Annotated in this window: 12 protein-coding genes; 7 read left to right on the forward strand and 5 right to left on the reverse strand. The window is 71.6% G+C overall.

The window, feature by feature from the left end:
• Positions 1–14 precede the first annotated feature (14 nt).
• Entirely contained in the window at positions 15–1,700 is a 1,686-nt protein-coding gene (locus tag OHA65_RS19590; protein ID WP_327284374.1) for a protein kinase domain-containing protein, read from the reverse strand.
• 230 nt (positions 1,701–1,930) lie between these two features.
• Between OHA65_RS19590 and OHA65_RS19595 the strand changes: the two genes are divergently transcribed.
• Positions 1,931–3,520, forward strand: a complete 1,590-nt coding sequence (locus tag OHA65_RS19595) for a protein kinase domain-containing protein (RefSeq protein ID WP_327284375.1) — start codon at positions 1,931–1,933, stop codon at positions 3,518–3,520.
• 88 nt (positions 3,521–3,608) lie between these two features.
• Here OHA65_RS19595 and OHA65_RS19600 read toward each other — a convergent pair whose 3' ends face one another.
• Both OHA65_RS19600 and OHA65_RS19605 read right to left on the reverse strand, forming a co-directional pair.
• Positions 3,609–4,025 carry a pyridoxamine 5'-phosphate oxidase family protein gene (locus OHA65_RS19600; protein ID WP_329314053.1) on the reverse strand — a complete coding sequence of 139 codons (417 nt, stop codon included), beginning with the start codon at positions 4,023–4,025 and terminating at the stop codon, positions 3,609–3,611.
• Positions 4,026–4,161: 136 nt separating this feature from the next.
• A complete protein-coding gene (locus OHA65_RS19605; RefSeq protein ID WP_327284377.1) occupies positions 4,162–4,824 on the reverse strand; it encodes a response regulator transcription factor in 663 nt (220 codons plus the stop codon).
• A 325-nt stretch (positions 4,825–5,149) separates the two neighbouring features.
• Here OHA65_RS19605 and pdhA point away from each other — a divergent pair, with 325 nt between their 5' ends.
• From pdhA to OHA65_RS19635, 6 genes are all read left to right on the forward strand, one after another.
• Positions 5,150–6,364, forward strand: coding sequence for a pyruvate dehydrogenase (acetyl-transferring) E1 component subunit alpha (gene pdhA / locus OHA65_RS19610; RefSeq protein WP_328763231.1), 1,215 nt, complete (start codon positions 5,150–5,152; stop codon positions 6,362–6,364).
• Entirely contained in the window at positions 6,364–7,344 is a 981-nt protein-coding gene (locus OHA65_RS19615) for an alpha-ketoacid dehydrogenase subunit beta (protein ID WP_327284379.1), read from the forward strand. The genes pdhA and OHA65_RS19615 overlap by 1 nt, the downstream gene beginning before the upstream one ends.
• A gap of 12 nt (positions 7,345–7,356) precedes the next feature.
• Complete coding sequence (locus OHA65_RS19620) at positions 7,357–8,814, forward strand: dihydrolipoamide acetyltransferase family protein (protein ID WP_405762200.1); 1,458 nt, start codon at positions 7,357–7,359, stop codon at positions 8,812–8,814.
• Positions 8,815–8,946: 132 nt separating this feature from the next.
• Complete coding sequence (locus OHA65_RS19625) at positions 8,947–9,882, forward strand: GNAT family N-acetyltransferase (protein WP_327284381.1); 936 nt, start codon at positions 8,947–8,949, stop codon at positions 9,880–9,882.
• 56 nt (positions 9,883–9,938) lie between these two features.
• On the forward strand, positions 9,939–10,703 hold the full coding sequence (locus OHA65_RS19630) for a hypothetical protein (RefSeq protein WP_328763234.1): 765 nt from the start codon (positions 9,939–9,941) through the stop codon (positions 10,701–10,703).
• A 41-nt stretch (positions 10,704–10,744) separates the two neighbouring features.
• Positions 10,745–11,311 carry a YcxB family protein gene (locus OHA65_RS19635; protein ID WP_405762202.1) on the forward strand — a complete coding sequence of 189 codons (567 nt, stop codon included), beginning with the start codon at positions 10,745–10,747 and terminating at the stop codon, positions 11,309–11,311.
• 20 nt (positions 11,312–11,331) lie between these two features.
• Here OHA65_RS19635 and OHA65_RS19640 read toward each other — a convergent pair whose 3' ends face one another.
• The gene (locus OHA65_RS19640) at positions 11,332–11,751 is read right to left on the reverse strand and encodes a PPOX class F420-dependent oxidoreductase (protein WP_327284384.1); all 420 of its coding nucleotides are present in this window, start codon (positions 11,749–11,751) and stop codon (positions 11,332–11,334) included.
• 74 nt (positions 11,752–11,825) lie between these two features.
• Positions 11,826–13,028, reverse strand: coding sequence for a DUF1266 domain-containing protein (locus OHA65_RS19645; RefSeq protein WP_405762204.1), 1,203 nt, complete (start codon positions 13,026–13,028; stop codon positions 11,826–11,828).
• Between the last annotated feature and the right edge of the window lie 344 nt (positions 13,029–13,372).

The following is a 13,372-nucleotide window of genomic DNA, read 5'->3' on the forward strand; positions in this document are numbered from 1 at the left end:
CGGACTACTCCGGTCTACTGCGGGTTGCCGGTCGACACGGTCAGCGTGTACTCCGTGCCTTCCTTGTCGATCTTGTCTCCGGCCCGGGGGCTCTGTTCGAGCACCGTGTCCTTGCCGTACACGGCCTCGTCCTTCTCGACGATCTTGTACTTGCCGCCGGAGGCCTGGATGCACGTCTTGACCGAGAGCAGGTTCTTGTAGGTCAGGTCCGGCGCCGAGTACTTGTTGGCGTCGCTGTAGGACTTGACCGGGTCCTTGCACTTGGCCGGGTCGATCGTGCGCGAGGGGTCCGGACCCTTGAAGCCGCCCTTGGCCGAGGCGGACGCGGAGGCACCGGGCGAGGCGGAACTGCCGCCGGCCTTGTCCTTGTCCTTGTCGCCGTTCGCCATGATGGCCGCGATCAGACCACCGACCGCCAACAGCGCCACCAGGACCGCGCCGATGACCACCGGCATGTTCCGCTTCTCGCCGTCCGAGGTGCGCGCGCCGGACGGGGCGTTGTTGGCCGCCGGAGAGATGGTGAACGGCGGCGGCGTCTGCGGTGCGTACTGCTGCTGGTGCGGGACCTGCTGCTGGGGCGGGTAGGCGTACCCGCCCTGCCCGTGCGGCTGGCTCACCGGCGGCGGGGTCTGCGGCGCGTACGGGGACGGCGCGGGGGTCGGCGCGTACGGCTGCTGCACCGACTGGGCGGGGGGCGCCTGGAACCCGGAGTCCACCGGCGGGAACACGGCCGAGCCGACGCCGGCCCCGCTGCCGCCCGCGTGTGAACCCGGGACGATGACCGGGGCGCCGGCCTGACCCGCCGACAGCACCCGCGCGACCTCGTCGCGCATGGCGGCGGCGGTGGGGAAGCGCTCGTTCGGGTTCTTCTTCAGGGCGCGCGCCACCAGTGCGTCCATCGCCGGGGTGACCGAGCGGTTGATGGAGGACGGCGCGACCGGCTCCTCCTGCACGTGCGCGTACGCGATGGCCAGCGGGGAGTCGGCGTCGAACGGGATCCGGCCCGTCAGCAGCTGGAACAGCATGATGCCGACCGAATACAGGTCGGAACGGGCGTCCACGCCGCGTCCCAGCGCCTGCTCGGGCGACAGGTACTGGGGGGTGCCGACGACCATGCCGGTCTGCGTCATCGAGGTGACCCCCGACTGCATGGCACGGGCGATGCCGAAGTCCATGACCTTGACCACGCCGCGCTTGGTCATCATCACGTTGCCGGGCTTGATGTCGCGGTGGACCAGGCCCATCTCGTGGCTGGTCTCCAGCGCGGCCAGCACGTCGGCCGTCACCTTCAGTGCCTTGTCCGCGGGCATCGCGCCGTACTGACGGACGTCGGCGTCGAGCACGGAGCCCAGGGGCTGGCCCTCCACGTACTCCATGACGATGTACGGCATCACCGCGGCGTCGCCCGCCCCGGGACCGCTGAACGTCACTTCGCCTTCGCCCGTGTCGAATACCGAGACGATGTTCGTGTGCGACAGTTTCGCTACAGCCTGGGCCTCGCGGCGGAACCGCTCGCGGAAGGACTGTTCGCGGCCGAGGTCGCTGTGCAGGGTCTTGATGGCGACCTGGCGGTCGAGCGCGGAGTCGTACGCCAAGTAGACGGACGCCATGCCGCCCGCTCCGAGCAAGTCCCTTAGCTGGTAACGGCCACCGGCCAGAGAGCCGCCTGCGTACTGGCCCTGAGTGCCGTCCTGGCTCATGACTGTTGCTTCCCCTCGGGATGTGTCGCTACGCGTCTGGCTGAGCGCATGTCGCGCCCAGTCTGCCGGAGGGCAAGCACACGTCAAGCCGGGTGCCCGTTCCGTGACCACACGCGTACACACGTGGATGTCCGGACGGCGATCTGTTGGGAGGCTGTAGCGTTCATCGGAGCACACGGAAAAAGGACCTACCGCGAAGCGGCGGCCGAGAGAGACGACGGCGAGGACTGATGGCACCCGAACCCGAGGGAAACGGCGCCGGGATGGCCGACGGTCCTGAGCATTGGGGGGCCGGCGGCTTGGTCGGCGACGGCCGCTACCGGCTCACCCACCGCCTGGGCCGCGGCGGCATGGCGGAGGTGTTCGCCGCGGAGGACGTCCGGCTCGGCCGCACCGTCGCCGTGAAGCTGCTGCGCGCCGACCTCGCGGAGGACCCGGTCTCCAAGGCCCGCTTCACGCGTGAGGCGCAGTCGGTCGCCGGGCTCAACCACCACGCCGTCGTCGCCGTGTACGACTCCGGCGAGGACAAGGTCGGCCCCAACACGGTCCCGTACATCGTCATGGAGCTGGTCGAGGGCCGCACCATCCGCGACCTGCTGATCAGCGCCGAGGCCCCGGGCCCCGAGCAGGCGCTCATCATCGTCTCGGGCGTGCTGGAAGCCCTCGCGTACTCGCACCAGCACGGCATCGTGCACCGCGACATCAAGCCCGCCAACGTGATCATCACGGACGCCGGCGCGGTCAAGGTGATGGACTTCGGCATCGCGCGCGCCCTGCACGGCGCCCAGTCGACGATGACCCAGACCGGCATGGTCATGGGAACCCCGCAGTACCTGTCGCCCGAGCAGGCGCTCGGCAAGGCGGTCGACCACCGCTCCGACCTGTACGCGACCGGCTGCCTGCTGTACGAACTGCTCGCGCTGCGGCCCCCGTTCACGGGTGAGACCCCGCTCTCGGTGGTCTACCAGCACGTGCAGGACGCGCCGGTGCCGCCCTCGCAGCTGCCGGAGGGCCACCACATCCCGCAGGAGCTCGACGGTCTGGTCATGCGCTCCCTCGCCAAGGACCCGGACGACCGGTTCCAGAGCGCCGAGGAGATGCGCGGGCTGGTCCAGTACGCGCTCCAGATGCTGCACGACCAGGGGCCGAACACGGGTACCTGGAACACCGGCCCGGTCACCATGTCCCTGCCGCACGGGCGCGGCGGGGCGGCGCAGACCACGGCGATGCCGATGGGGCCGGCCGGCGGGCAGCAGAACTACCCGGCGCACGCCTCGACCTCGCAGTTCCAGCAGCCCATGGTGCCGCCGCTGAACCCCGACGACGGCTCGGCCTTCCCCGGCGGGGGCGGGTACGACAACCACGGCCACGGTGGTGGACCGGGCGGCCGCGACGGCTACGACGACCGCGGCGGCAGCCGTTGGAAGCTGTGGCTGTTCGCGGTGCTGGCCATCGTCGCGATCGCGGGCGGCGTGGCGTACGCCGTCAACTCCGGGTCGCACAAGACGACGGACGACAACACGCCGAAGACCGTGCAGAGTTCTTCGGGCGGCCAGCCGAGCGTCCCGTCCGAGCAGCAGAGCACGCCGTCGCGCGAGACGCCGTCGACGCACGCGTCGGACGACTACACGCCGACGCCGGGCCGCAGCAAGTTCACGCCGAGCAGCAGCCCTTCGCCGTCGACGTCCTTCTCGCCGTCGCCGTCCGCGTCGAAGAGCTCGCCGTCGCCGTCCGCCTCGAAGAGCTCGCCGTCGCCCTCGAAGTCGACCGGCACGGGCGGGGGCGGGGCCAGTCCCGACCCGCTGGGCGACGGGAACTAGCGAATGCACAGGGGCCCGGCGGAATTCGATTCCGCCGGGCCCTTGCGCATGGAGCCGGGATCTTCGTGCGTATGGGTGAATGCGCAGCTCAGATGGCGTGCTGGTACTCCCGGTCCGGATTCCCGGCCAGGGAGTGGACGGTGACGAACTGGGGCTCGATTCGCATGTAGACGGGGTCGAACACCGCGCCGTCCGCGAAATGCGGGACCGGACCGAACAGTTCCAGTTCGCTGGTGGTGGGCTCGATGATCTGGGCCGTTCCGGTGAACTGCACGGACCACAGCAGCGGGTCCCGGGAATTGTAGTTGTCGGCCCCGTAGGCCACCACGCTGCCGTTGCACGCCTGGTGATAGCCGAAGCCCGCGTGCATTCTCAGGACGACCTTGCCGTCCACCACGACGTGGCGGGCGAGCGCGAGGAAGGGCAGCGCGCGCATGCTGGTGGCCACCCGGCCGTACGGCACCCGGCGTAGCAGTTCGATGGCGTGGAGTTCCTCCGCAGACATGTGTCCACTCTCCGGTACGGACACTCGACGGAAAAGAGGAGGCGGCCCCGACGATCGGGGACGTTGGTCCCGAATGAAACGCCGCCGTCGGCGGAACGGCCTGGTCAGGCCCCGCCCGGCAGGCCCCCGCTGCGGCTCAGACGCGCCTTTCGGCTTGGAGCCGGGCCACGTACGCGGCGGCCTGGGAGCGGCGCTCCATGCCGAGCTTGGACAGCAGGCTGGAGACGTAGTTCTTGATGGTCTTCTCGGCGAGGTGCAGCCGCTCGCCGATGACGCGGTTCGTCAGGCCCTCGCCGATCAGGTCGAGGATCTTCCGCTCCTGCTCGGTGAGGTTGGACAGGCGGTCGTCGCCCTTGCCGTTCTTGCCGTCGCGCAGCCGCTCCAGCACCCGGGCGGTGGCGACCGGGTCCAGCAGCGACCTGCCGGCCGCGACGTCCCGTACGGCGCTCAGCAGCTCGTTCCCGCGGATCGCCTTGAGCACGTAGCCCGAGGCCCCGGCCATGATCGCGTCGAACAGTGCCTCGTCGTCGGCGAACGAGGTCAGCATCAGGCACTTGATGTCCTCGTGCTGCGAGCGGACCTCGCGGCAGACCTCCACCCCGCTGCCGTCCGGCAGGCGCACGTCGAGCACGGCCACGTCGGGCCGGGTGGCGGGGATGCGCACCAGGGCGTCCGCGGCGGTGCCCGCCTCACCGACGATCTCGATGTCCTCTTCGACCGAAAGGAGCTCATGGACGCCGCGTCGTACCACTTCGTGGTCGTCCAGGAGGAATACCTTGATTTTTCCGTCTTCGCGCACGAACTCAGTTTCACACACTCACCCCTTCCCTGAGGTCGTTACCCGGGATAACGTGCCGTTGTTCCGGCCCCCTGCAAGGCTGTGACCAGTGGTTGTTCCCCGCGCTGCGGATTTACTTGGAAATCCAAGCAAAAACGCAGGTCAAGTGGGGTTTCGCAGTTATGCGGCGCACTGGGTAACGTGCATTGCGCAGGGCACTTGCCGGGGCACCTGTCACGCTCGAATCCGCACACGACGCGCACCCACCCCGTGCGCTGGTACGGATTCGGGTGAGCCGCACTGGACCCCGGAGAACCCGGGAGCCGGACCGACGGAGGAGCAACACGTGACCGTGGAGAGCACTGCCGCGCGCAAGCCGCGACGCAGCAGCGGCACCAAGCGGGCGGCAGGCGCGGCGAGCGCCGCCAAGGCCCCCGCTGCCAAGGCTGTCGCCACCGCGCAGAACGCCGAGCCCCAGCTCGTACAGCTGCTGACGCCCGAGGGTGAACGGGTCAGCGCCGCAGACAATCCCGATGCTGCGGAGTTCCTGTCCTTCGTCGAGGACATCACCACCGAGGACCTGCGCGGGCTGTACCGCGACATGGTCCTGACCCGCCGTTTCGACGGCGAGGCGACGGCCCTGCAGCGTCAGGGCGAGCTCGGCCTGTGGGCCTCGCTGCTCGGGCAGGAGGCCGCCCAGATCGGCTCCGGTCGCGCGCTGCGCGACGACGACTACGTGTTCCCGACCTACCGCGAGCACGGGGTGGCCTGGTGCCGCGGCGTCGACCCGACGAACCTGCTCGGCATGTTCCGCGGCGTGAACCACGGCGGCTGGGACCCGAGCACCAACAACTTCCACCTTTACACGATCGTCATCGGCTCGCAGACGCTGCACGCGACCGGTTACGCGATGGGCGTGGCCAAGGACGGCGCGGACTCCGCGGTCATCGCCTACTTCGGCGACGGCGCGTCCAGCCAGGGCGACGTCGCCGAGGCCTTCACCTTCTCGGCCGTCTACAACTCCCCCGTGGTGTTCTTCTGCCAGAACAACCAGTGGGCGATCTCCGAGCCGACCGAACGCCAGATGCGCGTGCCGCTCTACCAGCGCGCCCAGGGCTTCGGCTTCCCCGGCATCCGCGTGGACGGCAACGACGTCCTGGCCTGCCTGGCGGTCACCCGCTGGGCGCTGGAGCGGGCGCGCCGCGGCGAGGGCCCGACCCTGGTCGAGGCGTTCACGTACCGGATGGCCGCGCACACCACCTCCGACGACCCGACGAAGTACCGGCGGGACGAGGAGACGGCGGCCTGGGAGGCGAAGGACCCGATCCTGCGCCTGAAGACGTACCTGCTGGCCAGCGGCGGCGCCGACGAGGCCTTCTTCGAGGCCCTGGAGGCCGAGAGCGAGTCGCTCGGCAAGCGGGTGCGCGAGGTCGTGCGCGCCATGCCCGACCCCGACACGATGGCGATCTTCGAGAACGTCTACGCGGACGGGCACGCGCTCGTCGACGAGGAGCGCGCCCAGTTCGCCGCCTACCTCGCGTCCTTCGAGGAGGGTCACTGATGGCTGTCGAGAAGATGTCGATCGCGAAGGCGCTCAACGAGTCCCTGCGCAAGGCCCTGGAGACGGACCCGAAGGTCCTGATCATGGGCGAGGACGTCGGCAAGCTGGGCGGTGTCTTCCGCATCACCGACGGGCTCCAGAAGGATTTCGGCGAGGAGCGGGTCATCGACACCCCGCTCGCCGAGTCCGGCATCGTCGGCACGGCGATCGGCCTGGCGCTGCGCGGCTACCGCCCCGTGGTGGAGATCCAGTTCGACGGGTTCGTCTTCCCCGCGTACGACCAGATCGTCACGCAGCTCGCGAAGATGCACGCGCGGTCGCTGGGCAAGGTCAAGATGCCGGTCGTCGTGCGCATCCCCTACGCGGGCGGCATCGGCGCGGTGGAGCACCACTCGGAGTCCCCCGAGGCGCTGTTCGCGCACGTCCCGGGCCTGAAGGTGGTTTCCCCGTCGAACCCGAGCGACGCGTACTGGATGCTCCAGCAGGCGATCCTCAGCGACGACCCGGTGATCTTCTTCGAGCCGAAGCGGCGCTACTGGGACAAGGGCGAGGTCGACACCGACGCGATCCCGGACTCCCTGCACGCGGCGCGGGTCGCCCGCGAGGGCGCGGACATCACCCTGGCGGCCTACGGCCCGATGGTGAAGGTCTGCCTGGAGGCGGCGGCCGCGGCGGCCGAGGAGGGCAAGTCGGTGGAGGTCGTGGACCTCCGCTCGATGTCCCCCATCGACTTCGACGGGCTGCAGGCTTCCGTGGAGAAGACCCGCCGGCTCGTGGTCGTCCACGAGGCCCCGGTGTTCCTGGGTACGGGCGCGGAGATCGCCGCCCGCATCACGGAGCGGTGCTTCTACCACCTGGAGGCGCCGGTGCTGCGCGTGGGCGGTTTCCACGCCCCGTACCCGCCGGCCCGCCTGGAGGACGAGTACCTGCCGGGCCTGGACAGGGTGCTCGACGCCGTCGACCGCTCGCTGGCGTACTGAGGAGCCACGTTCATGACCATCCGCGAATTCAAGATGCCCGACGTGGGCGAGGGCCTCACCGAGGCCGAGATCCTCAAGTGGTACGTCCAGCCCGGTGACACGGTCACCGACGGGCAGGTCGTGTGCGAGGTCGAGACGGCGAAGGCGGCCGTCGAGCTGCCGATCCCGTTCGACGGCGTCGTGCACGCGCTCCTCTTCGAGGAGGGCACCACGGTCGATGTCGGCCAGGTGATCATCTCCGTGCAGACGGGTCCGGCGGAGGCCGAGGCCCCGGCCGCCGCCGTCGCCGCTCCGGCGGCCGCCCCGGCTGCGGCCGAGGCGCCCGTGGAGGAGCCCGTCGTCGCCCGTCAGCCCGTTCTGGTGGGCTACGGGGTCTCCCAGGCCTCCACCAAGCGCCGCCCCCGCAAGGCCGTGCCCGGCACGGGCGCCGCCAGCAACGGCACCGCCGCGGCGGTCGCCCCGGCCGCGCTGCCCGCCGTACCGGCCCAGCCGGAGCCGGTCGCGGCCCCCGGGGTGAACGGCAACGGCCACGTCGCCGGGGAGCGCCCGCTGGCGAAGCCGCCGGTGCGCAAGCTCGCCAAGGACCTCGGGATCGACCTGGCCTCCGTGGTGCCCACCGGCGAGGGCGGGGTCGTGACCCGCGAGGACGTGCACGCCGCAGCCGCGGCCGCGCTCACTCCGCAGGCCGTGGCCGCGCCGGCTCCGGCCGCTGCGGTCCAGGCCGTGGCCCAGGCTCCGGCGGCGGTGTCCGCGGCGGGCGAGGCGTCCGCGCGGGAGACCCGCATCCCGGTCAAGGGCGTCCGCAAGGTCACCGCCCAGGCCATGGTCAGCTCCGCGTTCACCGCGCCGCACGTCACCGAGTTCATCACCTTCGACGTGACCCGCACGATGAAGCTGGTCCAGGAGCTCAAGGCCGATCCCGACCTGGCCGGGCTGCGGATCAACCCGCTGCTGCTCATCGCCAAGGCGGTGCTGGTGGCCATCCGCCGCAACCCGGACGTCAACGCGTCCTGGGACGAGGCGGCCCAGGAGATCGTGCTCAAGCACTACGTGAACCTGGGCATCGCGGCGGCCACCCCGCGCGGCCTGATCGTTCCGAACATCAAGGACGCGCACGCCAAGACGCTGCCCGAGCTGTCGACGGCCCTGTCCGAGCTGGTCGCCACGGCCCGCGACGGCAAGACCTCCCCGGCCGACATGCAGAACGGCACCATCACGATCACCAACGTCGGCGTCTTCGGCGTCGACACCGGTACGCCCATCCTGAACCCCGGTGAGTCCGCGATCCTCGCGGTCGGCGCGATCAAGCTCCAGCCGTGGGTCCACAAGGGCAAGGTGAAGCCGCGCCACGTCACCACGCTGGCGCTGTCGTTCGACCACCGGCTCATCGACGGCGAGCTCGGTTCCCGCTTCCTGGCGGACATCGCGGCCGTCCTGGAGCACCCCCGCCGCCTCGTCACCTGGTCGTAGCCACACACCCGGTCGTAGCGCGCATCCGAAGGCCCCCTCGCCACCGCACCGCGAGGGGGCCTTCGGCCTGCGGTCCCCACAGCGCGGCGGAAAAGCCTTGGTCAGGGCATCCGTCCGGTGTGATCATCGACCGTGATCTACCGCGCTGCGCTCGCAGACCCCGCCGGCCTCGACCGCGCCGTCGCCTTCCAGGCCGACGGTCCCGTCAAGGCCCTGTCCGCCGACACCATCCGTGAGGAGCTCGCCGAGAACCGGTTCCGTCCCGAGTGGATCTGGTTCGCCGAGGACGAGGACGGCGAGGTCCTGGCCCGCGCCCTGTGGTGGGGCCGCGCCGACAGCGAGCGGCCCGTCGCCCTCGACTGCCTCCAGGTACGGGAGTCCGTCGCCGACCCGGCCGCGCTCGCCGCCGGACTCCTCGCCGCCGGACACGCGGCCTTCGGCAACCTCCCGCTCTACAACATCTCGCTGCCCGGCGACTGGCGCACCCGCCCCGGCCTGGCCGAGGCCGTCGCCTGGCGGCAGGAAGCCGCGAGCAAGGCGGGTCTGACCCGGGAGATCGAGCGGCTGCGCTACGAGTGGACCCCCGCCGCCGGGACCGTCGAACCCACCGGGAGCCTGGTGTTCCGCGAGGGCACCGACGAGGAGTTCCTCGACGCGTTCGCCCGCCTGTCGGCCGGCAGCCTGGACGTGCACACCCAGACCGAGCTCCGCTCGATGGACGCCGAGCAGCTGGCCCGCGAGGACATCGAGTTCTACCTCGACTGCCCGGGCGAGCGCTCCTGGTGGCGACTGGCCGAGCTGCCGGACGGCACCCTGGCCGGCCTGGCCGTTCCCTCGGCGACCCCGTACCACCGCAACGTCGGCTACCTGGGCGTCGTACCGGAGCAGCGCGGCCGGGGCCTGATCGACGAGGTCCTGGCGGAGATCACCCGCTTCCACGCGGCCGCGGGCGCCGAGCGCATCACCGCGACCACGGACACCGTCAACGTGCCCATGGCCGCGGCGTTCGATCGCGCCGGGTACGAGGTCACGGAGATCCGCCTGGTCCTGGAGCCCCAGGAGGCGTAGTACCGGCGCTCCGGCACCGGCAGGGGGTAGCCTCCCGCCCGGGGAAGGGGGGCGGGGTGGCCATCGCCGAATTGCAGGTGTACTCCGTCGAGGAGGCCGACGTCACGGGCGGCGTGTGCGTGGTCCGCTGCCTCGGCGGGGTCGCGCGCGCCGGACAGGTCTACGCGGTCGGGGAACTGCGGCTCGGGCTGCGGCGGATCGAGCGGTACGGGCGCGACGTGGCCTTCTTCGACGCGGGGCACATGGCGAAGGTCCACCTCACGGGCGCCCTGGTGGCGCTGCTCGCCCGGGGGCAGGTGCTGACCGCGGTCCCGCCCGGCGGTCACGCGCTGGAGGACATCGAGGCCTGGCTGGCGACCGGTCCGCCGCTGCTGGACGAGCCGCGGCCGCGGACGCTGCGCGCGCTGGCCGTGGGTGGGATGCAGGAGGTCCGGCTGCCGGGGGAGGTCCGGTTGCGCTGGGGGCGGGTGGCGGTGGCGGCGACGTACCGCTGTGCGGAGGCGGAGGGTGCGGCCGAGCTGGTGCGGGGGATCGAGCTGGCCTCCGTACGGGGTTATCTGATCCGGGAGTTCGGGCCCGGCCGAGGCGGCGATCCGGGCCTCCTGTGCCGGGAGCTGCTCGCGCTGGTCGACCTCACCCCGGCGCAGGCGGCGGCGCGGGCCGGCCGCTGGCGGGACCTGCCCCGGGCGGAGATCGTGCACCTGCGCCGGATCAAGAGCCTGCTCCGCTGGACGGACGCGGCGCGGCCCCACCTTCCGGAGGACGACCCCCTTGCCGCGTCCCTCGATGCCTGGTCACAGGTCCGCCCCCGGCTTCCGTAGAGCCTTTTCCGGCCGTTGTGGCTCGGATACGCTGCCATGTCATGCACACAGCCGGGGACCCCGTAGAGCAGCCGCGGACGGACCGGACGGCGGTCGCCGAGTTCGTCTACGACCCGACCCCGTCCGACTACCGGACGGCCGTCCGCCGCTTCACGTTCGGGACCTGGCCGGGACGCCGCGGCATGATGGTGGGGCCGGTCGTGGGACTCGGCCTCGCGGTGGCCATCTCCCAGCTCAAGGGCTTCTCGCCGACCGAGTCGGCCTTCGTGATCGGCGCGGTCACGCTCTCCCTCTTCTTCATCCTCCCGCGGCACCTGGCCCGCCTCGCCCGGCAGCAGTACGAGGACATGGAGGCCTACGGGACCTGCCGGACCGCGGTCACCGAGGACGGGATGACCACCGCGGGCGGACCGGTCGCCGAGGGCGCCCCCCTCAGCAGCACCATCGACTGGCAGGCCTTCCCCTGGTACGTCGAGACGGACGACCTCTTCGTCCTCACGACCAGCCGCACCCGCATCTACTTCGCCCTGCCCAAGCGGGGCGCCCAGGACCCGGCCGACGTCGACCGGGTCCGGGCCGTGCTCGACCGGCATCTGCGCCGGCTCTGAACGCCCCGGGGGCGGACCCGTCAGCCGGTCGCCTTCGCGGCGTTGCCGAGCACCTTGGACGGGGTGATGCGGACGACGACGCGGACGTCCTCGGCCGGGGCCTCGGCGTACTCCTTGCCGGCGCCCGGGCCCATGTACTCCTCGGCGATGCGGACGGCGACCGCGCGGCCCGCGTCCTCGGTGAGGGTGGCCGTACCGCGGATCTCGACGTAGACGAACGGGTTGGCGGTGTCGAAGACGGTCAGCCCGACGCGCGCGTCCCTGGCGATGTTCCGCTCCTTGCGGCGGCCCTGCTCGGTGGAGACCAGCACGTCGCTGCCGTCCCGGGTCACCCAGACCACCGAACTCTGCGGACTGCCGTCGGGGTTGAGGGTGGAGAGCACCGCCGGATGCGGGGAGTCGAGCAGCTTGCGAACCGTCTCGTTCAGCACAATGGTCATGCGGGCGAGGCTAGTTGGCGGTCTCCGGACCCGTCCAAGGATTCCCGACTACTGGGGCAAGTCGGCTGCCGCCACTACTTCCAGGGGATGTTGAGCCAGGGACTGGCGGGCTCGCCCGTCAGCGTCAGGTGGGTGGCGAGGGAGCTGTCGTACCACTCGCCGAACTCCTCCTCGTCGAAGTGCAGGCACCGGCCGAGCAGGTACCCGGCGGAGAACTCCGCCCAGGAGCGGTACGTCTCGCCGGCCACCTCGCCGGCCCGGAGCACGGCGCGCTCCGCCTCCTCCAGGGTGCCGTAGCGGGCGCCGAGTCCCCAGCGGGCCATCTGGGAGGCCCGGCCGATGTCCCAGCCCTCGACGGAGCGCACGTACCCCTCCTCGGGGAGCAGCCCGTCGGCCCGGAAACGCTGCTCGTACCGGGCGATGCGGCCGATGAGGCGCTGCACCCCGGCGATCTCGCCCTCGACCTCGGCGGTGGGGCGCGGCTGTGCGACCGTGACCCCGTCGGGGGTGAGCTGCGGCTCGGCGGCCCGTTCGGCGCTGCGGCGCAGACTGGCCTCGGCGGCGTGCCGCCAGTGTTCGACGTCGACCGGCCCGGCGAAGTCGGAGGCGAGGATCCGGCGGACGCGCAGGACGAACTCCCAGACGGGGCTGACGATCTCGGCGTTCAACATGCGGTGCAGGACGTCGAGCCACTCCTCGCGGGTGGTGATGCCCCACCACCCGCGCAGGCGTTCGCGCTCGCGGAGGTAGCCGCTGCCGTGGTAGGCAAGCGCGTTCCAGAACTCCCCGTTGGCCACGGCGAGATGGGCGCCGACGGCGAGTCCGCGGGCGACCGGCCCGTGCAAGGGCCCGCCGACGTGCAGGGCGTGCACCTCGCCGACGGCCAGGCCCCAGCCGGTCGCGGCGTCCGAGTGGGCCCGCCAGCGCGCCAGATCGGCGGGGCCCGTGGTCAGGTAGGCCTCGGCGGGGCTGCCGGGGTTCACCGCCAGGTACGCCGGGTCGTGGCGTTCCCAGACGCCCGCGAACCAGGACAGGCGCTGGCGCACGAACACGGTCTCGGGAGTGGGGACGGGCAGCATCCCGGCGGTGTACACGGGCAGGCTGTGGCCGACCGGGTGGAACCGGGCGTGCGTGGGCTCGGCGTCGACCTGTGCGCGGACCTGCGGGAGGAACAGCTCGGAGCGGGCGAGCACATCGAGGAACCGGTCCCACGCGCCGGCGCTCTTGGCCTCGTACAGCTCTCGTTCTATGGCGCTCGGTGCGGTCCAGGTCCCCATACGGGCACACCCTAGCCGGGCCCGTCCCCGAGCTGCGAAGTGGTGGCCGGGCCACCGCCGGGGGGCCGCACGGTGGTGGGCGGGGCACCTTCGCCCGGGAACCACCGGGGCGTGGTGCGCACGGGGAGGGTGGTCCGGTCCGTCTCCAGCGGGGCTCCAGGAGTCTGCGAGCCGCTGCTGCCCTGGCCAAGGGCCTGTCGGGGACTCCGTCAAATGATCAACCGGGTCCCCGTGGTCCGTCCGGGGCTGATGACCCCCTGCGCACGCCGGGCCGAATGTGTGTGACCGCTCCACCTGGTTCTCCCGCCGTGCCCGGCCGCAGGGTTGAGGAGCTGGAGAGAACA

Origin of the sequence: Streptomyces sp. NBC_00045 (genome assembly GCF_045041095.1) — a bacterium.
Classification (GTDB): Bacteria; Actinomycetota; Actinomycetes; order Streptomycetales; family Streptomycetaceae; genus Streptomyces.